Raw genomic sequence first — 22,957 nt, forward strand, 5'->3', positions numbered from 1 at the left:
AAGCAGACCATGGAAGTGTCACTCGTCATATTGGTGTTGGCTGTGGTGTTTATTAGCCAATCGGTTCGCATTGTTCCCCAGCAAAGTGCCTGGGTGGTTGAACGGTTGGGCAAATTTGACCGAAACATGCAGGCCGGTTTGAATTTTCTGGTGCCGTTTGTAGAGCGCGTGGCGTACAAACATTCCCTGAAAGAAATCCCGTTGGATGTGCCCAGCCAAGTGTGCATCACGAAGGACAACACCCAACTTCAGGTGGACGGCATTCTGTATTTCCAAGTCACCGACCCCATGCGGGCCAGCTACGGCTCTAGCGACTACATCAGCGCCGTGACCCAACTGGCACAAACCACACTGCGGTCTGTGATTGGCAAACTGGAGCTCGACAAAACCTTTGAAGAACGCGAAATGATCAATGCCGCCATCGTGAATGCATTGGACGAGGCCGCTTTGAACTGGGGCGTGAAGGTGCTGCGTTATGAAATCAAAGACCTCACCCCGCCCAAGGAAATTTTGCAGTCCATGCAGGCACAAATCACCGCCGAGCGCGAGAAGAGGGCGTTGATTGCCGCCTCTGAAGGCCGTAAGCAAGAGCAGATCAACATCGCCACCGGTGAGCGCGAGTCTTCCATTGCCCGTTCCGAGGGCGAGCGCATTGCCGCCATTAACAAGGCCCAAGGTGACGCCGTGGCCATCACGGAAATTGCCAATGCGACTGCCGAGGCCTTGCGAAAGGTGGCTGCAGCCGTTAATGAGCCGGGCGGAATTCAAGCAGTGAACCTGAAAGTGGCTGAGCAGTATATTGAGGCGTTTTCCAAGGTGGCCAAAGAGGGCAATACCCTGATTCTGCCGGGCGATCTGTCCAACATGGGCAGCATGGTGGCCACGGCCATGCAGGTGATTCAACAGGGCAAGTCGGAGTCGCGCTGAGATTTTTGTAGTTCCTGATTCGGGAACTCTCCCTGGCTTTAAGCCAATGATTGGTCAAATTTGTTGAAGTGTGCCCAACCCCGCAATCAAAGCGTTCGACAGGTCCTAACCCAAGCATTTCGGCAATGATTGAACCTGCAAACCCCGCGCCACCATACCCAGCGGCGTCAAGGCCGGTTATTCAGCCAACCAGCAACCATGGCGTGCGCATTCCCGCCCTGTTCAATTCACGGCAGGTCGAGCAGACGCTTCGCGGTTTGACTGGCACTGTGAGTGAGCAATCCAGCAAGATGTATGAGCGCATCAAAACACGGCTGGCCGATCATCGCGCCAAACGCTTAACCGTTACGCCTGAAAAAGACTTGATCGACACTTTCCGTCGCAATTTGCATTAGAGATATTACAAATTACGTTCGGTGCACTTTCATCAGGCGCTCCTGCTCGCGCTTCCAGTCTTTGTCTTTCAAACTGTCGCGTTTGTCGTGCAGTTTTTTACCCTTGGCCAGCGCCATGCTGCATTTGATGCGGCCGTTTTTGAAATGAAAGTCCAGCGGGATCAGTGAGTAACCCCGCTGCTCAACCTTGCCAATCAGCCGATTGATTTCCATTTTTTTGAGCATGAGCTTGCGCGTGCGAACGGTGTCGGGTCGCACATGGGTGGAGGCGCTGTTCAACGGGGTGATGTGGCTGTTGAGTAGCCACAATTCGCCGTTACGAATAATGATGTGGCCTTCCTTGATTTGAACCCGGCCCGCGCGAATGGCTTTCACTTCCCAACCTTCCAAAACAACCCCGGCTTCGTAGGTTTCTTCCAGGAAGTAGTCAAATCCGGCTTTTTTGTTCTGAACGATGCTCATAAATCCACTGGCAATGCACTGCAATGCACCATCGGCGGGCAAGTGGCCGGGCTTTGGTGCAGCAAAAACGTTAAAATGAGGAGTTTAATCCTTTTCCCGCTGGGAAGCGCCGCGTTTTGCCCATGGCCACTGTTGAAAAGTCTGTTCTCGTTCTGTTTTCGGCGCATCAAATGTTTGAATTGGTGCGCAAGGTGGACGACTATCCCCAGTTTTTGCCGTGGTGCAGTGCTGGCCATGCCGAGCGCCTTTCGCCCGATCTTGAAAAAGCCAGTGTCGAGATCAATTTTAAAGGGGTGAAACAAACCTTTTGTACCCTGAATCGGTTAGAGCAGGACCAAGCCATTCACATGACCCTGGAAGAGGGGCCTTTTACCGAATTGAAAGGTGAGTGGAGCTTCATTGCTTTGGCAGCCGATGCTTGCAAGGTGTTGTTTCGGCTGGATTATGAATTTTCCAGCAAGGTGCTGGAGCAGTTGGTAGGGCCCATTTTCCATTCGATTGCCAACAGCTTTGTTGACAGCTTTATTCGCCGTGCCGAAGCGTTGCACGGTGTGGACGACCTTTGATGCAGGTTCAGTGGATTGAATTGCTTCCCGAGGATGGCGGGCTTTTGCCCAAGTCTCCCGCCACGCTGGAGGTTCCGGATGCCTCTACGGTTGAAGCGGTGTTGCGCCTTTTGGGGAGAACCAGCGCTGACATCAAAGCACTGTTGGAGGCCCGGGCTGTGTCCGTTTATGGGGTTTATGCATCTGCCAACACCATTCTGCACCCTGGCGATCGGTTGGAAATTCTGGATGCACTGCGCTTTAACCCGATGGACAGCCGCCGAAGGCGAGCCCAGCACAAAGCAGCGCTGGGCGAGGGTAAACCAGCTCGGCGTAGCAAAAAGCAGCCAGGGTTTCCTGTATAATTCGATTTTGCGCCAGGAGAAAATAGATGCGTGTTACGCAAAAAGCGCTGACGTTCGACGATGTACTTTTAGTACCCGCGTTCTCTGACGTCCTCCCCAAAGACACTTCGCTGTCCACCCAACTGACCCGAAACATCCGCCTGAACATTCCACTTGTGTCCGCTGCCATGGACACCGTGACCGAAGCGCGCTTGGCCATTGCCATGGCGCAAGAAGGGGGTATCGGTATTGTTCACAAAAACCTGACGGCCAGCCAGCAAGCGGCTGAAGTGGCCAAGGTCAAGCGCCATGAGTCTGGCGTGCTGCGTGACCCAATCACAATCGAGCCCAGCCTGACCGTGCGGGAAGTGATTGCCATCACCCAGCACCACAAAATTTCAGGTCTACCAGTGGTTCAAGATGGCAAAGTGGTGGGCATTGTGACCAACCGCGACCTCCGCTTTGAGACCAAGCTGGACCAGCCTGTCTCCAACATCATGACACCCCGTGAGCGGCTGGTGACTGTGTCGGACGACGATAACCTTGAAACAGCCAAGCAATTGATGCACCGCCACCGCCTGGAACGTGTGCTGGTGGTGGACAACAATCACCACTTGAAAGGATTGATCACGGTCAAAGACATTCAGAAGGCCACGGAACACCCCAATGCCAGCAAAGATGTGCATGGCAAACTGCGCGTTGGCGCTGCTGTGGGCGTGGGTGATGGCACCGAAGACCGGGTTGAAAAACTGGTGGCCGCTGGTGTGGATGTGATTGTGGTGGACACCGCGCACGGTCACAGCAAAGGCGTGCTTGACCGCGTGCAGTGGGTGAAGAAGAACTTCCCGCAAGTGGATGTGATTGGTGGCAACATTGCCACCGCGTCGGCAGCCAAGGCCTTGATGGACCACGGCGCGGACGGTGTGAAAGTGGGTATTGGCCCAGGCTCCATTTGCACCACACGGATTGTGGCGGGTGTGGGTGTGCCGCAAATCAGCGCCATCGCCAACGTGGCCAAAGCACTGGAAGGCACCGGCGTGCCGGTGATTGCTGATGGCGGCATTCGCTACTCCGGTGATATTTCCAAGGCATTGGCAGCGGGCGCCAGCAGCGTGATGATGGGCGGGATGTTCGCGGGTACTGAAGAAGCACCCGGTGAGGTCATTCTGTTCCAGGGGCGCAGTTACAAAGCTTACCGTGGCATGGGCTCACTGGGCGCCATGACTCAGGGCTCGGCCGACCGTTACTTCCAGGACCCCGCCAACAATGCCGACAAATTGGTACCGGAGGGCATTGAAGGTCGCGTGCCTTACAAGGGCTCGGTGCTGGCCATTCTGTACCAGTTGGTGGGTGGCGTACGCTCCTCCATGGGCTATGTGGGCTGCCGCTCCATTGCTGAAATGCATGCACGGGCTGAGTTTGTTGAAATTTCCTCGGCGGGCATGCGCGAGTCGCATGTTCACGATGTGCAAATCACCAAGGAAGCACCCAACTACCACGTCGACTAACGGCGGGCAGTGGTGCTAAACGCATGAAAAGGCCAAGCATTCCAGACAATGAAGCCTCACGGACATTGGCCCTTCAGCAGTTGGGCATCATGTACACGCCGTCCGAGGCCCGGTTCGACCGTATCACCCGGTTGGCCATGCGGCACTTCAATGTTCCCACGGCCTTGGTCTCCATCGTCTACAAGGAGTTGCAGTGGTTCAAGTCCAACCAGGGCTTGAATGCATGCACCACAGGCCGTGAAGTGTCGTTTTGCGGACATGCAATTTTGCAGGATGAACCCTTCGTGGTGCCCAATGCCTTGAACGACCAACGGTTTGCGGACAACCCCTTGGTGACCGGGGAGCCGCGTATTCGGTTTTATGCCGGCCAGGCCATTCGAGACCCAAACAATGTGGTGTTGGGCACCTTGTGCCTCATCGACTACACGCCGCGTGATTTTTCCCCAGCCAATGTGCAGGACCTGTGTGATTTTGCAAAACTGGTTGAGGCTGAGCTTGCGTTGGGGCCGACCAGTTCGGTGGTTCAAACCCTGATCGAGGGCCTGAGTGAAGACCAGCGCGTGGCCCTCATTGATCCACAAATCGGCGCCTGGAACATTCGCGGTATCGAATCGGTGTTGGCGGAGGAACTGCGATCGGCTGGCGAAGAGGGTCATCCTGTCAGCTTGATTGCTGTACGGCTGTCAGACATGGACAGCCTGTGCGCACGTTTTGGTGCAGACCGTTTGCTGGATTTCCGCAAACATGTGGCGGCGATGGTTCGCGATGAAATCCCTGCCTCTGCCAGTCTGGCAGTGTTGGAGCCCTCCTTGTTTTTGGCGGTGTGCCCACGGGTAATCGACAGCGATGTTCGCAAGCTGATTGCCAAAATCTCTGCCAAATGCAGAAGCCTGCCGGTTGAGAGCCTGGGTGTTAAAACCCTCATTGAATGCCGCTTGGCCGGCATCACCGTGACCGGGCCGATCGACACTGCACGCAAGCCATCCTTTTGGATGGAATCTCTTCAGAAAGAAATTTAAATTAAACCGTTAACATCATGAATCATCAAAAAATACTGGTATTGGATTTTGGCTCACAAGTTACTCAGTTGATTGCGCGACGGGTGCGGGAAGCCGGTGTTTTTTGCGAAATTCTGCCCTGTGATGCAGACCCCTCTCGCATCCAAGCCTATGGTGCCAACGGCATTATCTTGTCAGGCAGCCATCAATCCGCGTACGAAGAAGCCACCGACAAGGCGCCTGACGTGGTGTTTACCTTGGGCGTGCCAGTGCTGGGCATTTGCTACGGCATGCAGACCATGGCCCAACAATTGGGTGGCAAGGTAGAGCCGGGCACCGTTCGGGAGTTTGGCCATGCGCAAATTCGCGCGCACGGCCACACCCGCTTGCTCGATGGTATTGCGGACCACACCAACGACCAAGGCCACGGTCTGCTCGATGTGTGGATGAGCCATGGTGACAAAGTGACCCAACTTCCACCCGGGTTCAAATTGATGGCTTCCACCGCCTCCTGCCCTATTGCTGGCATGGCCGACGAAGAGCGCCGATTTTACGCGGTGCAGTTCCACCCGGAGGTGACCCACACCAAACAAGGCAAGGCCATGCTGACCCGCTTTGTTCGCGACATTTGCGGCTGTTCAGGCGATTGGTCCATGCCCAGTTTCATTGACGAGGCTGTTGAAAAAATCCGCGCCCAGGTGGGTACCGATGAAGTGATTTTGGGCTTGTCCGGCGGGGTGGATTCCTCGGTGGCGGCCGCGCTCATTCACAAGGCCATCGGTGACCAATTGACATGCGTGTTTGTAGACCACGGCTTGCTGCGCTATAAAGAGGGCGAGCAGGTGATGGAGACGTTTGCCAAGCATTTGGGTGTGCGTGTGGTGCATGTGAATGCCACCGACGAATTCATGGGCCAATTGAAAGGTGTGAGCGACCCAGAAGCCAAGCGCAAAATCATTGGCAAGGCCTTCGTGGATGTGTTCCAGCGTGAGGCAGGCCAGCGCCAGAACGCGAAATGGTTGGCCCAAGGCACCATTTACCCCGATGTGATTGAATCGGCTGGAGCCAAAACTGGCAAAGCCACCAACATCAAGAGCCACCACAACGTGGGCGGCCTGCCGGACACATTGAACCTGAAACTGCTCGAACCCCTGCGCGACCTGTTCAAGGATGAAGTGCGCAAGCTGGGCGTTGAGCTGGGCCTGGACCCTGAGATGGTGTACCGCCATCCATTCCCTGGCCCCGGCCTGGGCGTGCGAATTTTGGGTGAAGTGAAGGCTGAATATGCTGAAATTTTGCAACTCGCAGATGCGGTGTTTATTGAAGAGCTGCGCAATACCCGTGCGACGGCAGCCGATGCTGCTGCTGGCCTGTGCAAAGCCGACGAAGTGGGCAAGAGTTGGTATGACCTCACAAGCCAAGCTTTTGCGGTGTTTCTGCCGGTGAAATCCGTCGGCGTGATGGGCGATGGCCGCACCTACGAATACGTGGTGGCTATTCGCGCTGTGCAAACCCAAGACTTCATGACCGCCCACTGGGCGCACCTGCCTTATGCGCTGTTGGGCCGAGTGTCCAACCGAATTATCAACGAGGTGAAGGGCGTGAACCGGGTGGTCTATGACGTGTCGGGTAAACCACCTGCGACGATTGAGTGGGAATAAGCTGCCTTCATGGTGTCGGCCACTCGTTCTCTGAACAAATTTGTGCTGGAGGAGCATCGGTATAATCCGGCGGATGAGCAATACATGCTCCAAGCTTTGGAGCTGGCTCGTGTGGCGGCCAGCGAGGGCGAAGTACCCATCGGCGCGGTGCTGGTGGTCAACAATGTGGTGGTGGGCCGTGGGCGCAATGCCCCGGTTCGGTTGAACAATCCGTGTGCCCATGCGGAACTTCAGGCCATTCAAGAGGCTTGCCAGCACGTTGGCAATTACCGCCTGGGTTCGGCAGCAACTTTGTATGTGACCCTGCAGCCCTGCTTGATGTGTTTGGGGGGCATTTTTCACGCCCGAATTGGCCGTGTGGTGGTGGGCAGTCCACAATCGCGTTTTCATGAAGACCTGGCTCACACCTTGAGCCTGTTCGAACAATCCGACGCTTGGCACGCGTGCCGATTTGAAACGGGTTGTATGGCTGCAGCCTCTGCCGCCATGCTCAGCGAATTTTTTAAAACCAAGCGACAAAGCCGTGAGAGCACGTTACAGCAGTTGAAACAACTGGCTGACCTGCCCAACGTCAACAAAGACACCCTCGTGCTGCTCAATCAATTGGGGCTGCACAGCGGTGCTGATTTTTTGAATCCCGGTTTGGCTCACCACACTGCGCGACTTCGCCGTATTGGAGAACAGTTGAAAACCGACGGCAACCGCATGCAGGCTGCGGTGTTTGAAAGTTTGTGCGACTATTTAGACGGTGAGCCGGTGCGTTCGTGGAAGGACTACGTATGAATAAGGTCTGGGTGTTTTCTCCCAGCGGAGCCATCATCGATGCCGAAGCATACGAACGCGGGCTGGATGCGTTGCGCTTGGCAGGCTTTGATGTGGGTGAGTCGCCCAACGCCCGCATGCGGGACCTGCGCTTTGCAGGCAGTGACGAACAGCGCCTGCATGCCATTGTGGAAGCTGCCCAACGACCCGGAAGCCAGCTCTTGATGGCTTCGCGCGGTGGTTACGGCCTAACCCGGCTGATGCACGACATTCCCTGGCAGACCTTGGCTGAGCAGTTGAGCTTGCACGGCCATGTGCTGTGCGGGCACAGCGATATTACTGCGTTGCAATTGGGCTTGATGGCGCACAGCGCCAGCCACCTCAAGCTCTTGCACGGCCCCATGGTGTGCTTCGATTTTGGTGGGGTGGATGGTGTGCACCCCACAACGCTCAGTCACTTCAAACAAGCGGTTGAGCATGGTTTGGTGGACATCAGCTGGACATGCGAACGTGCAAACCCGGTGGCTCAAGGTCAACAACTGTCGGTGCATGGGCCGGTGTGGGGCGGTAACCTGGCCATGTTGTGCAGCTTGCTCGGCACACCGTGGCTGCCAGCCATCAAAGGTGGCATTCTCGTGCTGGAAGATGTGAACGAACCAGTTTACAGAATTGAGCGCATGCTGCTGCAATTGCAGCAGGCGGGTGTTTTGGGGCAGCAAAAAGCGGTGCTGGTTGGCCAATGTTCAGAGCCTGCACCTTCAACACACGATGATGGGTATGCCTTGCCCGATGCAATTGCTTGCGTTCAAGCAGCGCTGGATCGAGAAACCCAACAAGCAGGCGGACAACGGGTTTCCATCCTGAGTGACTTTCCATTTGGCCACACCACGCCCAAGGCTTGTTTTTTTCAGGGTGTGGAGGGCCAACTGACAGTGGATGCCCACGATGGCATTGCTTGCCGCTTGACCCAGAAGTTGTGAGGGTTGGCTGGCCAGTGCGTGTATAATGCGCACTTCCTGAAAATTCCCAATCTCTCAGAGACTTATGCTCACAGCAGCGAACATCACCATTCAATTTGGTGCCAAACCCCTGTTTGAAAACATCAACGCCAAATTTGGTGAAGGCAACCGCTATGGCCTGATTGGTGCCAACGGTTGCGGCAAATCCACCTTGATGAAAATTCTGGGTGGCGACTTGGAGCCCAGCCACGGCACGGTGGTAGTTGACCCCAATGTGCGTTTGGGCAAATTGAGTCAGGACCAATTCGCTTTTGAAAACGTCCGGGTGCTGGACGTGGTGATGATGGGCCACAAGGAAATGTGGGCCGCCATGACCGAGCGGGATGCGCTGTATGCCAACCCGGAAGCCACCGATGAAGACTACATGCGCGCTGCAGACCTAGAAACCGTGTACGCCGAGTACGGCGGTTATGAAGCCGAGGCGCGGGCAGGGCAGTTGTTGCTGGGGGCCGGCATACCGACTGAACAGCACAATGGTTTGATGAGCGAAATTGCCCCAGGCTGGAAGCTGCGGGTGTTGTTGGCGCAGGCTTTGTTTTCAAAACCAGACGTGCTGCTGCTGGACGAACCGACCAACAACCTGGACATCAACACCATTGCCTGGCTGGAAGACGTGCTGAACGAATATGAAAGCACGATGATCATTATTTCCCACGACCGGCACTTTTTGAATGCCGTGTGCACCCACATGGCCGACCTGGATTACGGCACGTTGCAAATTGTGCCCGGCAATTACGACGACTACATGCTGGCCGCTGCACAGGCCCGCGAGCGTGCCCAGGCCGCCAATGCCCGCGCCAAGGAACGAATTTCCGACCTGCAGGACTTTGTGCGCCGCTTTGCCGCCAACAAATCGAAGGCACGCCAAGCCACATCCCGCCAAAAGCAGATTGAAAAAATCAAGGCGGACACAGTGGTGCTCAAGCCCTCATCACGACAAAACCCGTTTATCCGTTTTGAGCAGACCAAGAAAATGCACCGCTTGGCTGTTGAGCTGGACAACGTCACCCACAGCTATGGCGACAATGCCGTCATCAAGCGCCTGAGCCTGATGATTGAAGCGGGTGACAAGGTGGGTATTGTGGGCGGCAACGGCACTGGCAAAACCACTTTGCTGAAACTGCTGGCCCAGGTGATGCAGCCCACAGCGGGTGAGGTGAAATGGTCTGAAAATGCCAACCTGGGCTACATGGCCCAGGACGTGAGTGATGAATTTCAGGGAAGCCTCAACCTGACCGAGTGGATGGAGCGTTTTGGCCAGGATGGCGATGACGACCAAGCCATCCGCAGCATTTTGGGCCGTTTGCTGTTTAGCCAGGACGACATCACCAAGCAAGCCAAGGTGTGTTCAGGTGGGGAGAAAAACCGTTTGGTGTTTGGCCGATTGATGTTGGGCCGTCACAACGTGTTGTTGATGGACGAACCCACCAACCACCTGGACATGGAAAGCATTGAAAGCCTGCAGTACGCGCTGGAAAAATACGAGGGCACTGTGTTTGTGGTGTCGCATGACCGCCAGTTTATTGAAGGCATTGCCACCCGCATCATTGAAATGCGGGAAGACGGGATTGTGGATTACCGCGGTACGTTTGACGAATACCGTCAAAGCCAGGGCTTGCACTAATCCCCACGAAGTCATCAGGAAGCCACAGGCTTCACCTTGGCTGCGGCCCGCTTGGCTTTCAGGCGGGCCTGCTCTACATCAGGGTCGCGGGCCAATGCCACGCCCATGCGCCGTTTCATGAATGACTCGGGTTTGCCAAACAAGCGCACATCGGTGCCAGGTTCAGCCAATGCATCGGCTACCCCTTCAAACGCAATGCCTTCCTTGTCCATTCCGCCATAAATGACGGCACTGGCTCCGGGTGTTTTCAAGCTGGTGTCGGTTGGCAAGCCCAAAATGGCGCGAGCATGCAACTCAAATTCGTTTTGCCACTGGGTAATCATGGTCACCATGCCGGTGTCGTGGGGGCGGGGGCTCACTTCCGAGAACCATACCATGTCGCCCTTCACAAACATTTCAACACCAAACAGGCCGGTGCCACCCAAGGCCGTGGTCACCTTGTCAGCCATGGCCTTGGCGGCTTCCAGTGCCTTGGGGCTCATGGCTTGGGGCTGCCAGCTTTCGACATAGTCGCCGCTGACCTGGATGTGGCCAACCGGCTCGCAGTAGCTGGTTTCAATCGCTTTGCTGGCTGGGTTGCGGCTGCGCACGGTCAACAAGGTGATTTCATAGTCGAAGTGGACCACCGACTCAACAATGACGCGCCCTGCGTTAACGCGGCCAGCAGAGCCAGCGTAGTCCCAGGCGGCTTGCAGTTCGCCAGGACCGTCGACCTTGGATTGGCCTTTGCCAGACGATGACATCACGGGTTTGATGATGCAGGGGTAACCGACTGGCGCAGCGCCGTTCAAACCGTGTTCAACAGCCTTTTTCAAGGTGTCAAAATCATCGGCAAAGGCATAGTGAGAGCACGCGAGTTTTAATTCTTCAGCAGCAAGGCGGCGAATGCCTTCCCGGTTCATGGTGAGCCAGGCCGCGTTGGCTGTGGGCACCACACGGACCACACCTTCGGCTTCCAGTTCCTTGAGCGCTGGGGTGGCAATGGCTTCAATTTCAGGCACCACAATGTGCGGCTTTTCTTGCGCTATCAGGGCTTTGAGCTGAGCTGCATTGGTCATGTCGATGACATGAAAGCGATGGGCAACCTGATGTCCCGGTGCGTTGGGGTAGCGGTCCACCGCAATCACCTCCACGCCCAGGCGCTGGAAGGCCATGATGACTTCTTTGCCCAACTCGCCACTGCCCAGCAGCATCACTTTGATGGCATTGGCCGCCAGTGGTGTGCCAATTTTCTCGGGGAACTGGATGGTGGTGGTTAAACGGCTCATGAACTTCTCACTGTAAAACTGGATGAATAGCCGCTATTTTAGGGTAGGGCAGCTGCCTCTTCAGGGGGTGGGTGTGAGGCTTCGTCAAAAAACACCACCAGCAACACCAAGAGCACAGGGCCGATGATCAGCCCGACAATGCCCATGGTGATCACGCCGCCGAAGACGCCAAACAGCACCGCCAAAAACGGCAAATGGGTACCGCCTTGAATCAGCAACGGGCGGACCAGATAGTCGGCCACCATGACAATCAACATGCCAGCACTCATGAGAACAATGGCTTCGGCACCGTGCCCGCTGAGAATGAGCACCATGCCAAGAATGCCGAGCAACGCCGGTGCTGCCATGGGGATGAAGGCGATCAACGCAGTGGCGGTGCCGAGAATGACTGGCGCAAACACACCGCAAAAATAAAACAGCACCGACAAAATAACCGCTTCTGCAAAGCTGACAATCACCAGTCCGTTGACGGCTGCACGCAGCGCGGGCGGCATGTGGGAGACATAAGGTTTCCAGCGGGCCCCCAACCATTCCGTGCCAATGCGGTTCATGCGCACCGTGAGTGCCGAGCCATCGCGATAAAAAAAGAACAGCACCCACAGCGCGAAAAACAAGGTGGCCACGCGACCAAAAAAGTCCAGCACCAACACCGAGGCTGCCCGCTGCACCAGGCCCAGCGGTTGTGAAAGGGTATCCCGCAGCAAGCCGGAAATTTGGCGCGGTATGGCCAGGTATTTTTTCCAGGTGGCTGCCAGCAAATCGCCAAACACGGGCACTTGCACCAGCCACTTGGGTGTGGGTATGCCTTTTTGATCGGCTGTGCGCAAAATGGTGAGCAACTCGAGCACGTCCGTCACCATGAAGGCGAACAAGCCGATCATGGGGCCCACCAACAACAGCGCAACCACCAGCGTGGTGGTGAATGCAGACAGGTTGGGGCGACCGGGCAATTTGGAACGAATGCGACAGTGCAGGGGCCAGAAAGCCGTGGCAATGATGCCAGCCCACAAAATGGCCAGCAAAAATGGCGACAACACCACCGTTGCACCGAGGATGATGAGCACCGTGAACAAAATACTGATGAGAGTTTTAGGTTGTTTCAGGTGCTCGGCCATGTCAGCACGTTCAAGTAATATGCGTTAATCGGTGGAAGCACCGAATACCCATGAATTGTATCAACCGGTCCATGACAAAACCCGAGAGCCCATGAAAAATAATTTGCGTGTTGCCTTATTCCCCACGGTTGTGTTGTTTACGGCCCTGCACACCCCAGTTGCATCGGCAGATGTTTGCGAAAAGCAACCTGCCGTTAATTTGAACGCAACAGCTTCAGAAGACATCAACAACGACATGGTACGACTGAACTGGACCATCCAGGTTCAAGGTGCCAGTGCGAATGAGGCCATGTCTGCCGTGAACAAAGCACTGGAGCAGAGTGTGGCCACGCTGTCGGCCAACAAAGACGTCCAGAAGCTGCGCAACAACATCCAGACCTATCCACAATATGGCAAGCAGCAAATCATCAGCACTTGGCAGGCGGTGGGTACACTCAGTTTCGAGATGAATGTGCAAACCTTGAAAAGCAAGGGCGCCCTGAAGGTGGCCGATGGACTGGTGTTGAGCAACCTGGAGTACTTCCCGAGCGAGGCACAAACCCAGGCAAGCCGTGCGCGTTTGCTGGATGAGGCCATGAAGCAATTTCAAGCCAAGGCGGACCATGTCGCCAAAGGTTTTGGCCGCACTGCTTACACCTTGGGTGAAATTTCAGTCAATGATGAGGGAGCGGGAAGACCCATGCCCATGATGGCCAGGGCTTATGCTGCGGCCGACAGCATGTCCAAATCTGTTGAAGTGGCCACCGCACCCGGCAGTAGCCAGGTGAGTGTGTCTATCAATGGACGGGTTTGCCTGAAGCCTTGAAAGGGATAATTCGTGCCGCAGGGTTTTGCAATGGCTGCGCTTGGTCTGCATCCGCGAAAGCCCTGTGGGGCGCTGGCGCCTGCGTGCTGTCTGCGCCGATGAGGCGCAGGCTGTTGGTGCGGGGAGGGGTATCCTGTGAAGTTGCTGCAGACAGTTGCTCAAACTCTTCCAGCTTTTCTCGAAGTTTGCCAAATGACTCCCACATGAGCTTGTTGGCTTCCATGGCCGATTGCAGCGGGCTTTTCGATCGCCGTGCAGTCATTCGAATGCGAAACAGTGTTTGCTCCAGAGCGGGTCTGTTTTCTTCGGGTGCTTGCTCCACAAAGTGGGCCAATACAGCCTCTTTGCGCGCGTTGAACGCATCTGGATCAACCTGGTACAGATCAGCCCATTCCTTGAAATCGAAGTCAGCCATCACAACTCCCGGCTGAGTTGCCTCAGCGATGTGGTTTTGCCCTCGTCTTCGGTGCCCATCAAAAACGCGTGTACGGCTTTTTGAAGCGCCCTCAATCGTTTCGTTTTTAGGTTAAGCTCCTGTTTAAGAGCTTCGTTCTCTTCGATGAGTCTGTCAACCAGTGTCAAAGTTTCAAACTTCTTCCCCAGTTTTTCTACAGATGCTGCTTTGTTGTCTAAACTCATGGTGGTTGAACTGTGTCCCTTTTTCATTTGTACTGCGCTCGCGTCAATTTGGTTTTAGTGCCGTGCCTCCAGCCATTCCACAACAAAACAACTGCTGATGTTGAATCCACACATTTTTCGTTCTAAAGCCACCGTTGTATTGATCATGTCGGCGAGCATTGCCCTGTCTCATGCCGCCTTTGGACAGACCGCCACACCGGGTGCCAGCCGCTGTGAGCAAAGCCTGACGCAGCAGCCAGTCGCCACAACCATTGAAACGTGTCGCGAGGAGCTGGCTGCGCCGCTGACCACGACGAAACGTGTCAACGTGCTTGAAAACCTCGGCAAGGCCTACTTGGCCCAAAATGAACCGGAATTGGCCATGTCGACCTGGCGGGAGGCTGGTCAATACATAGCCCTGGACCGAAAGAATCCAGCGGGGTCTGAGCAATGGGCCCGGCTCCAGGTGTTGGTGGCACAAACCTTGGTGCAAGTGGACAAAGTCAAAGATGCTGAATCCTTGTTTTTGACGACGGCTGAACGCATTGACCGTGAAGTGGGGCGCTTTACCTTGCCCGCTGGCATTCTGCAGGACGCCCTGGGCAGTTTTTATGCGTTGCAGAACCAACCCCAAAAGGCTGAAGAGGCGTTTCGGAAATCCCGCATCATTCACGAAATCCGCTTGGGTAAAATGCACCCCAGAACCATTGAAACCCGCATGAACTATGCCGTTGGTTTGCTGGACATGGGCAAAGAACCAGAGGCCAAGGCCGAGTTTCAAGTGTTGGCCGATGTGATTGCCGATCATCCAGATTTCCTGAATCAACCCATCAAAGCGGAGGTACTGACGTTTTTGGGCACCTTGCAAATGCGTGAGGATGATTTGGTGAATGCTGCCAAAAACTACCAAACAGCCTTTGAGGTTCGCCAAGCTGCATTTGGCCCCGATGATGTTCGCACCAGCCAGTCACTCAATAACCTGGGTGTGGTGTTGTACAGGGCCGGCGATTTGCAGCGCGCTGAGAAAGCATTGAGCAGGGCCTACGTAATCCGCAAGGATTCTCTGGGTGACAACGATGCATTGACATTGAGCACCCAGAAAAACCTGCAGGCTGTGATCGCTGCTCAAAATGCCGCAAAAAACCCCAGCACCATCCAGCAAGTCACGCCGCCCAAAAAGCCCTGAATGTCATCAGGCCTTCTTGGCGGTCAACACTTTGCGACGTTTGCGCAAATTTTGCAGTTCGTAGACGCCGATGAGTGAAATGGCAGCCAAAGCGCAGCTGACTGCACCCAACACACTGGGGCTGGCCACTTCGTAATTGATGTAATCCACCAAGCCGTTTATCAGCAAACCGGCGCCCACGATGATCAAGGTCAACACACCGGGATAGGATGTCAGCGATTTCATAAATACCTCCACAACTTAAAATTACTAACCAGCGGGTTAGCAATTGAACTGTATCAGTACTCAATGGTATTTATTGGAGCGCTGTCTCTAACGTTGTTTCTTTGTGAATTCAATGGGTTGAGGCATTTTGTCAGAGGGTTTTCCCGTATTTGGCATGGCGTACCATTGCCATCAGTAGCGCCATCACCAGAAGCCCAGCCAAGGAAACACCACCTCCGCCGCCTCCGCCCCCACCACTTCCACCGGAGCCGGCTGACTCACCCACGGTGCCAGCAGTTCCACCCCCCGTGCCACTGACAACCGGGGAGTCCAAGGCTGCTGCACCATTGAGGAGTGGCGAAAGCAGGCTGGCCAACAAAGTGGGGGAGGTTGTGCCCGAGTTGGCCACGGTGATCGTCAGCGTTGAAGAACGCCCACCGGGTGCTGTTGCAGTCAGGTCAAACCCAAGCACCCCACTGGGCGCGGTGATGTCCGTGCTCAGTCCGCTGCTGGACAATGTGGGCGTCGCTGTTGAACCGGTGGAACGCACAATGTTGCCGATGGTGTAAGCAACGCTGCTCACCGCTTGGCCGCTGGCGTTGGTTGATTCTGTGGACTGGAAAGTGCGTGTAGCCCCCGGGGGAATCACGCTGCCTGTGTTGGAAAACAGGTTTGTTAAACCGCCTGCAGACACTGAGTTGATGAGAACGGAGACATCCAGCATGCCTGACCCGCAAGTGCTGGTGGTGCAGTTGCAAGCTGTGCTGGTAGTGGATGTACTGCACGCAGCAACCCCAGATACATTCAGGAATGGCCGGACGCTGCTTCTGAGTGCCGCTTCAACTGTGGCCACGGATGCGGAAGGGTTGAGGGACCAATACAAGGATGCAGCACCAGCCACCATGGGCGCAGCAAAACTGGTCCCGATTTTGGAATTGTAGGTGTTGGTGAGTGCACCATACACGCCGGTGTTGGATGCGCTCCAAATGGGGTAGGCTGCATCGCCGCCCGGTGCAGCCATTTGCACAGCAGAACCAAAATTGCTGTAGTTTGCCTTCAAGCCTTCTTGATCCAATGCTGCAACAGCAAAGGCGCCGGGGCAATTGGCGGGTGAGTCAACCGTGCTGCCATCGTTGCCTGCAGCCACCACCACCAGCGAGCCGGCGTTGCGCGCCGCGGCAATGGCAGCGCCTTCAATGCTGGACACACAAGCCCCTTGAGAACCCAAGCTCAGGTTGATGATTTTGGCAGGGAAGGGGTTGGTGGGTGCGCCGGTGACGGACAGTCCCGCCGCCCAACGTATGCCATCGGCCAAGTCACTGGAAAAGCCACCACATTTTCCCAACACGCGCACAGGAACAATCGACGCACTCCAGTTCACGGAAAATACGCCTTCGGAGGCGATGGGGTTGCCGGCCAACAACCCGGCCACAAATGTGCCGTGCCAAGACGAGTTGCTCAGCCCCGCACAGGCAGGGTCGGCAGCCAGGTCTGTTGCGGACACGCCATCGCCGGGGTCGGTGGGGTCGTCGTCTCGGCTGTTTGATCCGCTGCCCTGGTTGTCAGCACCAATCAGCGGGTCTGCAATCATGTCGTAACCAGGCAGCAAATGGCCTTGAAGCATGGGGTGGTCCGGCAGTACGCCTGTGTCCAGCACGGCAATGACTGTGGGGCTGCTGCCATGAAAGTTTGTCCACAGGGCCGAGGAATTGATGGACGCAGGTTGTGATGCCAAATCCTGGTGGTACCAAGACCGTGAACGACGACTGAAATCGAGTCCATTGAGCAAACCGACCAGGGGCGACTGTGCGGTGAGGTGAATTCGGCGGTCCTCTGCGACGGACAGCACACTGGGATCGGATTGCAGGCGGCTTAACACAGCGGGCAGGTCATCGGCTTGCACCCGAATGACCGCACCATTGGTGTCAAATGGACGGATCATATTCATGACACGTTTGTGTGTTTTGGCCAGTGCGTCTACATGGGCCTGCAGTGCAGTTTGATGTGCGTTCAGGCTCATGGTTTGAGCCCGATTCCCATCCGGCTTGAACTGAATGACGAGCCGGTGTTCGCTTGCGTAGGCCACGGTGGTAAAAACCAGCAGAATTGCGCCGGCTAAAAAGCCCTTGAACCATCCCATACCATTGCGCATATTGACCTCTGGTGAACCTACAGCGTATCCGAATAATACTGACATACAGCAAGCATCGGATTCAGCGTTTCAGTAAAAACAGCAGCGCAAGGTTGCTTAAAAGAAGCAGAAAACTGATCCACTGCCAAAGCCGAACCGGATTTCGACGAATGAGGGGTTGCCGGACCGGCAACAGGGGCAGGGTGGCATGGTCTGCACGTTGCAGGGCAATGAGAAACTCATCGGCCGTTTCGAATCGATCTTCCGGTGCAACGCTGCAGGCTTTTAGAATGGCACGCTCAAGCCAGGCCGGTGTGTCGGGTCGCCAGCGGGTTGGCGGCGTGGCTTGTGCAAAGCGTGGGGTTTGGAAGGGCTCTATCTCGCCGTACGGGTACCGACGACTGAGCAGGTGATACAAAGTCACCCCCACGGCATAGAAATCCGATGCGGTGGATACCCCTTGGTTTTCCAGGCCCTGGAACAACTCTGGGGCCATGAAAGAGGGGGTTCCAACCCGCTCCAGCTGATCATTTTGATCGCTCTCACCCAGCGCCATGGACACACCAAGATCGAGCAGGCGCAAAAGGCCGTCTGTCCCGAGGTGCAAATTGGCCGGTTTGATGTCGCGGTGGACAATATCCATGCGATGCAAGGCAGCCAGGCCTTTCAGCAGTTGAATGCCCAAACCAATGACTTCTTGCACGGTGAAATGCTGTCCACGATCCAGGCGCTGCTGCAAGCTGGTGCCGGCATGCCACGACATCAAAAAATACAGGCTGGTGCGTTGCTCAGCAGGAAGAACATCCGGTAGGTGTTTGCTAAACAACCGCTTTCCACGCCATTCTTCCAAAATCAGCGCCCTGGTCAATACCGGTAGGTCCGAGTTGTCCGCTTGAAGCGTTTTCAGCACCATGGAACGCGTGTTGGAAACATCGCGCACTTTGTACAGCAATGTTTCTCTGGACTCGTGAAGCAGTTCCTCCACCACCAAGCCATCCATCTGTTGGCCAATTTTCAGGCGGGGTGGGGGGGATAAAATGGCCTGCTCCTGTAGCGCATCGGCCAAACTCAGTTCTGGCAGGCTGATTATGTCCACAACCACCGACGATGCATTGTCCTGTCCGCCATTGGCTTGTGCCATCGACACCAGGGCTGAGCTGGCCGCTTGGGGATCCACATGGCTTAACAGCACCTCTTGAATCACTGGGTCGGCCAAGGGGCCCCATACGCCATCCGACACCAGCAGAAACCGGTCGCCAGCAAGCAGGGGGCCTTGGTCAAAATCGACCAGCAAACGTGCATCCAAACCGATGGCTCGGGACAACACTCCATGGAGCTCAGGGTGATCCCAAGTGTGGTCAGTGGACAGGCGGGTCAGCATACCGTCCCGCAGTCGGTAAGCACGGCTGTCGCCAATGTGGGCCAACACATAGCGCTCACCCCGAAATACCAAGGCTGTCAGGGTGGTGGCCATGCCACTGACCTCGGCATTTCGTGCGCCTTCCGCCATCACCCATCGGTTCAAGGCCTTGAGAACGGTTTCCACCGACTTCACGATGCTCCAGGTCTCGGGCGTGGCGTAGTAATCGCTCAGCAAACCCCGCACGGTGTACTCCGCAGCCTCGCGGCCACCCCGGTGGCCTCCAAGGCCGTCGGCCACAGCGGCAATGACACCCTTGGTGACCAAATCCCGACCCGTGGGCGTTGCAGCGCCGCAGAAGTCCTCGTTTCGCTCACGGGGGCCGGTGAGGGTGGCATGTCCCAATGCCACCTCCAAATGTTGCGTGCGTGGAATGATCAAATCCTTGCAGAAGTGAGGTGGCTCGCACCCCAAGTGGTACGCCAGCGTTTTTTCACTTGGGTCAAGCCCAGCAGGGCGCACAAGGCCAACGCAGCAAACACCGAAAAGCCGAATTGATAGCTACCGGTCAGCTCCCGAGAGTAACCCAGACTGGATGCCAGGTAAAAGCCACCCACACCACCCGCCATGCCCACCAAACCAGTCATCACACCGATTTCCTTTTTGAAGCGTTGTGGAACCAATTGGAACACAGCACCATTGCCCATGCCCAATGCAAGCATCGCCAAAACAAAAGCGATCAACGCCATCCAGGCCGTGGGCAAACCGATGCTGACAACGGACAGAAAGAGGGCGGCCAGCACATACATCACACTCAATGACTTTACACCGCCAATTCTGTCTGCCACAGCACCACCCACAGGCCTCACCAACGAGCCTGCAAATACGCAGGCGGCGGTAAAGTAACCGGCCGTTTTGGCGTCCAGCCCATACTGTGTATTGAAATAAATAACCAAGGATGATGCCAAGCCAACAAACCCGCCAAAGGTGACCGAGTAGAAAAACATGAACCACCAGGCGTCTTTGTCTTTCAACACCTTGAGGTATTCAGCCAGTGTTTTGGCTGGAGGGGCGCCTGGTGCATCCTTGGCGACCACGCAAAACACCACAAACACAATACTCAACGGGATTAAAGCCAAGCCAAACACATTCGACCATCCAAACGCCAATGCTAGGCTAGGTGCAAACAGTGCCGCCAGCGCAGTACCAGAGTTGCCAGCACCCGCAATGCCCATGGCGGTGCCTTGGTGTTCAGGTGGATACCAACGGGACGCCAGGGGCAGGGCGGCAGCAAACGATGAGCCAGCAACGCCCAAACCCACGCCGAACAACAACACATCGTGAAATGAGTGCAAACCCACAAGCCACGCATAAGCCAAAGCACCCATGACCACGATTTGACCGATCATCGCGGCTTTTTTGGGAGACAAACGGTCTACCAAAACGCCCATGACCAAACGGAGCAAGGCACCTGCCAGCACAGGAGTTGCCACCATCAGGCCTTTTTGAGCATGGGTTAAACCCAAATCTTTTGAAATGCCGATTGCCAAAGGCCCCAAAAGGACCCACACCATGAAAGCCAGGTCGAAATACAAAAAAGCGGCAAACAAGGTCGGCGTATGCCCAGCCTTGAGGAAAGATCGTTTGTCCATGCTGATACTTGCTCCATCGCAAAAATAAAAACGAAAAAGGCGCCGCACACGCCAACAGGCAAAGCCAGTCGGAATGTGGACGCCATAGTCCGGTTGTGCGAGACGACGCACAGGGGAATTCACCGTTGAACTCCCGATGTGGATACCAATGCAAAGACCGGGCCAGATGTTCTCAGTGCAGTAAATATGTCGGTAAGGCTATTTCTGCGTGCGCTGAAGCACCATCGAGAGGCAAAACAGCACACTGCGGCACAGGGGCGGTGCATGAACGCACCAGCAGCGTACTGGGGAAGGAGACTGACCTTGATGGATTGTTATCAGTATTAGTTTACATAATATAAATTATACGTATTACGGATGCGTTGTTGGGGGGCCCCGAGTGAACCCCACCAAAACTGAGGATGCTGAGCACCCAAGGTTTGGCCGAAAAGAAATTTGACGATGGTCATTCTTTAATTTCTTTCACGGGTGTTTGAAATGTACAAGTTTCTGTTTGTTGCATTGCTCGGATCCGCCATTTTCCCAGAATGGCCCGTAACAGTGGTTCAACATGGGTTTTCCGTTGTACACACCATCGAAGGCAGCACACAAGTGGTGAGCTCTGCCTTGAGATAGATCAAACAATTTGCAGTTTGATCGGGGGCGGATCATGGGAAATAAAGCCCATTCGTCCCCCTTTTAGCCTGTTGTGGAACCGCCAGCATTTCATAGACTGTTAACGTTCCAACCAATAACAGGTGACATTTCATGTCCAGCACCGAACAAAACCCCAAAGGCCGCATGGCCCGAATGGCTGCACCCACCAACGGCACTGAACGGCTGCTGGACCCCAAGGTACCCATCGTCACCAAGACAGACCTGAAAGGGAAAATCACCTATGCCAACCCGGCATTTGTGGATATTTCAGGCTTCACACTCGACGAGTTGATGGGCCAGCCCCACAATGTGGTTCGCCACCCGGACATGCCTCGAGATGCCTTTAAGGACTTGTGGGAGACCGTTAGGCAAGGTGAGCCATGGAAAGGTTTGGTTAAAAACCGTTGTAAAGACGGCGGTTACTATTGGGTGGACGCCTATGTGACACCCTTGACGCAGAATGGGCAGCGCATTGGCTACATGTCAGTGCGTTCAAAACCGAGCGAAGACCAAAAGCGCGACGCGGAAAGCTTGTACAAGGCCATCAACGCTGGCTCCACTCCATTTCCATGGACAAAAACCAATCAAGGCAGGCCATTTGACCTCGACCTTGCCGTGGTATGCCTTGTGCCTGTTTTGTTCGCCATGCTCGCCGCACTAAACAACCCTGTGTTGACCGTGGTAGGGGTTGTTACGGGATTGTTGACCGCGATTGGCGGGTTGTTTTGGCTGAAAGGGCGCATCAAAAACACCACCGAGGCACTGCTGGATGCCATGTCCGCGCTGTCGGAAGGCAATTTCAAGCATGAAATCCCCTCCTCGCCCGTGCGTGAGTTCAATCGAGTTCACACCGCATTCAAAAGCATGCAGGTGAATTTGCGCGCCATCATCGCCGATGTGGTCTCCGGCTCGAGCCAAGTTAGCGACAACGCCAATGAATTGAGAACGCTGGCCGTTGATTTGATGAGCCGCTCGAATCAACAATCCGACGGTATCAACAGCGTGGCCGCTGCGCTGGAAGAATTGTCTGTGTCGGTCCATGAAATTTCAGAGGCCACCAACAAGAGCTCCAACCACGCGAAAAACGCCATGGATGTGGTGGAAACCGGTTCGGTGAGCATGCAGCGTTCAACCCAGGCCACGGGCAAGGTGGCTGAGGTGGTGCTGGACGCCAAACGCAACATTGAAGAGCTGAACGTGGCTGTGCAAAAAATCAGCACCGTGACCCGCACCATCACGGAAATTGCCGAGAAGACGAACCTGCTGGCCTTGAACGCAGCCATTGAAGCAGCGCGTGCAGGCGAGTCAGGCCGGGGTTTTGCGGTGGTGGCCGATGAAGTTCGCAAACTGGCTGAAATGACCCGTCAGTCCACCACAGAAATTGCATCCACTGTTCAGGAAGTGCAAACCGGCACCACACGGGGTTTGGAAACCATGAACCGCGCAGTTCGGGAGGTGGAAGTGGGTACAGCCCTGATTCAAGAAGCCGGTGAAAGTCTGGAGGCCATCAAATCGGCCAGCAGTGGCGTTGCGCAATCGGCCAAGGACATTTCAGCCATGCTGGAGCAACAATCCACTGCCAGCCTGGAAGTGGCCAACAGCATGGAACGCATGAGTGCGCTCACGGAAAGCAACATGGCCGCCATTCAGGATCTGGATTCCGCCGCAGGTCGTTTGGCCAACACTTCAGGTGACCTGAAAACGCTGGTCAAGCATTTTGAGGCCAGCCTGTAAGGC

At 55.5% G+C, this 22,957-nt stretch carries 22 protein-coding genes; 13 read left to right on the forward strand and 9 right to left on the reverse strand.

Annotated features, from left to right (window positions below; genetic code table 11):
• The first annotated feature begins 9 nt into the window (after positions 1-9).
• A complete protein-coding gene (locus VGE55_RS08165) occupies positions 10-927 on the forward strand; it encodes a stomatin-like protein (protein WP_331131212.1) in 918 nt (305 codons plus the stop codon).
• 125 nt (positions 928-1,052) lie between these two features.
• Positions 1,053-1,322: a hypothetical protein gene (locus VGE55_RS08170; protein ID WP_331131213.1), complete on the forward strand. Its 270-nt coding sequence runs from the start codon at positions 1,053-1,055 to the stop codon at positions 1,320-1,322.
• A 12-nt stretch (positions 1,323-1,334) separates the two neighbouring features.
• On the opposite strand, the gene smpB is transcribed toward VGE55_RS08170, so the two are convergent.
• A complete protein-coding gene (gene smpB / locus VGE55_RS08175; protein WP_256764417.1) occupies positions 1,335-1,784 on the reverse strand; it encodes an SsrA-binding protein SmpB in 450 nt (149 codons plus the stop codon).
• A 122-nt stretch (positions 1,785-1,906) separates the two neighbouring features.
• Here smpB and VGE55_RS08180 point away from each other — a divergent pair, with 122 nt between their 5' ends.
• The 8 genes from VGE55_RS08180 (at position 1,907) to VGE55_RS08215 (ending at position 10,245) form a co-directional block, all read left to right on the forward strand.
• Positions 1,907-2,350, forward strand: coding sequence for a type II toxin-antitoxin system RatA family toxin (locus VGE55_RS08180; protein WP_331131214.1), 444 nt, complete (start codon positions 1,907-1,909; stop codon positions 2,348-2,350).
• Positions 2,350-2,694 (forward strand): MoaD/ThiS family protein, encoded by a 345-nt coding sequence (locus tag VGE55_RS08185; RefSeq protein WP_331131215.1) that lies wholly within the window; start codon positions 2,350-2,352, stop codon positions 2,692-2,694. Before VGE55_RS08180 ends, VGE55_RS08185 begins: the two co-directional genes overlap by 1 nt.
• Positions 2,695-2,720: 26 nt before the next feature.
• The gene (gene guaB / locus VGE55_RS08190) at positions 2,721-4,181 is read left to right on the forward strand and encodes an IMP dehydrogenase (RefSeq protein ID WP_331131216.1); all 1,461 of its coding nucleotides are present in this window, start codon (positions 2,721-2,723) and stop codon (positions 4,179-4,181) included.
• A gap of 23 nt (positions 4,182-4,204) precedes the next feature.
• Positions 4,205-5,200 (forward strand): GAF domain-containing protein, encoded by a 996-nt coding sequence (locus VGE55_RS08195; protein WP_331131217.1) that lies wholly within the window; start codon positions 4,205-4,207, stop codon positions 5,198-5,200.
• 17 nt (positions 5,201-5,217) lie between these two features.
• Positions 5,218-6,840 (forward strand): glutamine-hydrolyzing GMP synthase, encoded by a 1,623-nt coding sequence (gene guaA / locus VGE55_RS08200; protein ID WP_331131218.1) that lies wholly within the window; start codon positions 5,218-5,220, stop codon positions 6,838-6,840.
• An 84-nt stretch (positions 6,841-6,924) separates the two neighbouring features.
• On the forward strand, positions 6,925-7,623 hold the full coding sequence (locus tag VGE55_RS08205) for a nucleoside deaminase (RefSeq protein ID WP_331131219.1): 699 nt from the start codon (positions 6,925-6,927) through the stop codon (positions 7,621-7,623).
• On the forward strand, positions 7,620-8,582 hold the full coding sequence (locus tag VGE55_RS08210) for an LD-carboxypeptidase (RefSeq protein WP_331131220.1): 963 nt from the start codon (positions 7,620-7,622) through the stop codon (positions 8,580-8,582). Before VGE55_RS08205 ends, VGE55_RS08210 begins: the two co-directional genes overlap by 4 nt.
• A 64-nt stretch (positions 8,583-8,646) precedes the next feature.
• Complete coding sequence (locus tag VGE55_RS08215) at positions 8,647-10,245, forward strand: ABC-F family ATPase (RefSeq protein ID WP_331131221.1); 1,599 nt, start codon at positions 8,647-8,649, stop codon at positions 10,243-10,245.
• A 14-nt stretch (positions 10,246-10,259) separates the two neighbouring features.
• Here the strand turns inward: VGE55_RS08215 and purT are convergent, their stop codons facing one another.
• Together purT and VGE55_RS08225 are read right to left on the reverse strand one after the other, a co-directional pair.
• On the reverse strand, positions 10,260-11,492 hold the full coding sequence (gene purT, locus VGE55_RS08220; protein ID WP_331131642.1) for a formate-dependent phosphoribosylglycinamide formyltransferase: 1,233 nt from the start codon (positions 11,490-11,492) through the stop codon (positions 10,260-10,262).
• Between the two features lie 59 nt (positions 11,493-11,551).
• Complete coding sequence (locus tag VGE55_RS08225; protein WP_331131222.1) at positions 11,552-12,628, reverse strand: AI-2E family transporter; 1,077 nt, start codon at positions 12,626-12,628, stop codon at positions 11,552-11,554.
• Between the two features lie 91 nt (positions 12,629-12,719).
• Between VGE55_RS08225 and VGE55_RS08230 the strand changes: the two genes are divergently transcribed.
• A complete protein-coding gene (locus VGE55_RS08230; RefSeq protein ID WP_331131223.1) occupies positions 12,720-13,433 on the forward strand; it encodes an SIMPL domain-containing protein in 714 nt (237 codons plus the stop codon).
• Here the strand turns inward: VGE55_RS08230 and VGE55_RS08235 are convergent.
• Both VGE55_RS08235 and VGE55_RS08240 read right to left on the reverse strand, forming a co-directional pair.
• Positions 13,405-13,848, reverse strand: a complete 444-nt coding sequence (locus VGE55_RS08235) for a DUF3135 domain-containing protein (RefSeq protein ID WP_331131224.1) — start codon at positions 13,846-13,848, stop codon at positions 13,405-13,407. The genes VGE55_RS08230 and VGE55_RS08235 overlap by 29 nt on opposite strands.
• Positions 13,848-14,099, reverse strand: coding sequence for a hypothetical protein (locus tag VGE55_RS08240; RefSeq protein ID WP_331131225.1), 252 nt, complete (start codon positions 14,097-14,099; stop codon positions 13,848-13,850). The genes VGE55_RS08235 and VGE55_RS08240 overlap by 1 nt, the downstream gene beginning before the upstream one ends.
• Before the next feature lie 118 nt (positions 14,100-14,217).
• Here VGE55_RS08240 and VGE55_RS08245 point away from each other — a divergent pair, with 118 nt between their 5' ends.
• Complete coding sequence (locus VGE55_RS08245; RefSeq protein WP_331131226.1) at positions 14,218-15,237, forward strand: tetratricopeptide repeat protein; 1,020 nt, start codon at positions 14,218-14,220, stop codon at positions 15,235-15,237.
• Between the two features lie 6 nt (positions 15,238-15,243).
• Here the strand turns inward: VGE55_RS08245 and VGE55_RS08250 are convergent, their stop codons facing one another.
• From VGE55_RS08250 to VGE55_RS08265, 4 genes are all read right to left on the reverse strand, one after another.
• A complete protein-coding gene (locus VGE55_RS08250) occupies positions 15,244-15,462 on the reverse strand; it encodes a hypothetical protein (RefSeq protein ID WP_331131227.1) in 219 nt (72 codons plus the stop codon).
• 130 nt (positions 15,463-15,592) lie between these two features.
• On the reverse strand, positions 15,593-17,461 hold the full coding sequence (locus tag VGE55_RS08255; RefSeq protein WP_331131228.1) for a S8 family peptidase: 1,869 nt from the start codon (positions 17,459-17,461) through the stop codon (positions 15,593-15,595).
• Between the two features lie 193 nt (positions 17,462-17,654).
• Positions 17,655-19,337 carry a bifunctional protein-serine/threonine kinase/phosphatase gene (locus VGE55_RS08260; RefSeq protein ID WP_331131229.1) on the reverse strand — a complete coding sequence of 561 codons (1,683 nt, stop codon included), beginning with the start codon at positions 19,335-19,337 and terminating at the stop codon, positions 17,655-17,657.
• A 32-nt stretch (positions 19,338-19,369) separates the two neighbouring features.
• Entirely contained in the window at positions 19,370-20,584 is a 1,215-nt protein-coding gene (locus VGE55_RS08265) for a nitrate/nitrite transporter (RefSeq protein WP_331131230.1), read from the reverse strand.
• A 747-nt stretch (positions 20,585-21,331) separates the two neighbouring features.
• On the opposite strand from VGE55_RS08265, the gene VGE55_RS08270 reads away from it, so the two are divergent.
• Complete coding sequence (locus VGE55_RS08270) at positions 21,332-22,954, forward strand: PAS domain-containing methyl-accepting chemotaxis protein (protein WP_331131231.1); 1,623 nt, start codon at positions 21,332-21,334, stop codon at positions 22,952-22,954.
• Positions 22,955-22,957: the final 3 nt, after the last annotated feature.

Source organism: Limnobacter sp. (genome assembly GCF_036405155.1).
In the GTDB taxonomy this organism is placed as follows: domain Bacteria; phylum Pseudomonadota; class Gammaproteobacteria; order Burkholderiales; family Burkholderiaceae_B; genus Limnobacter.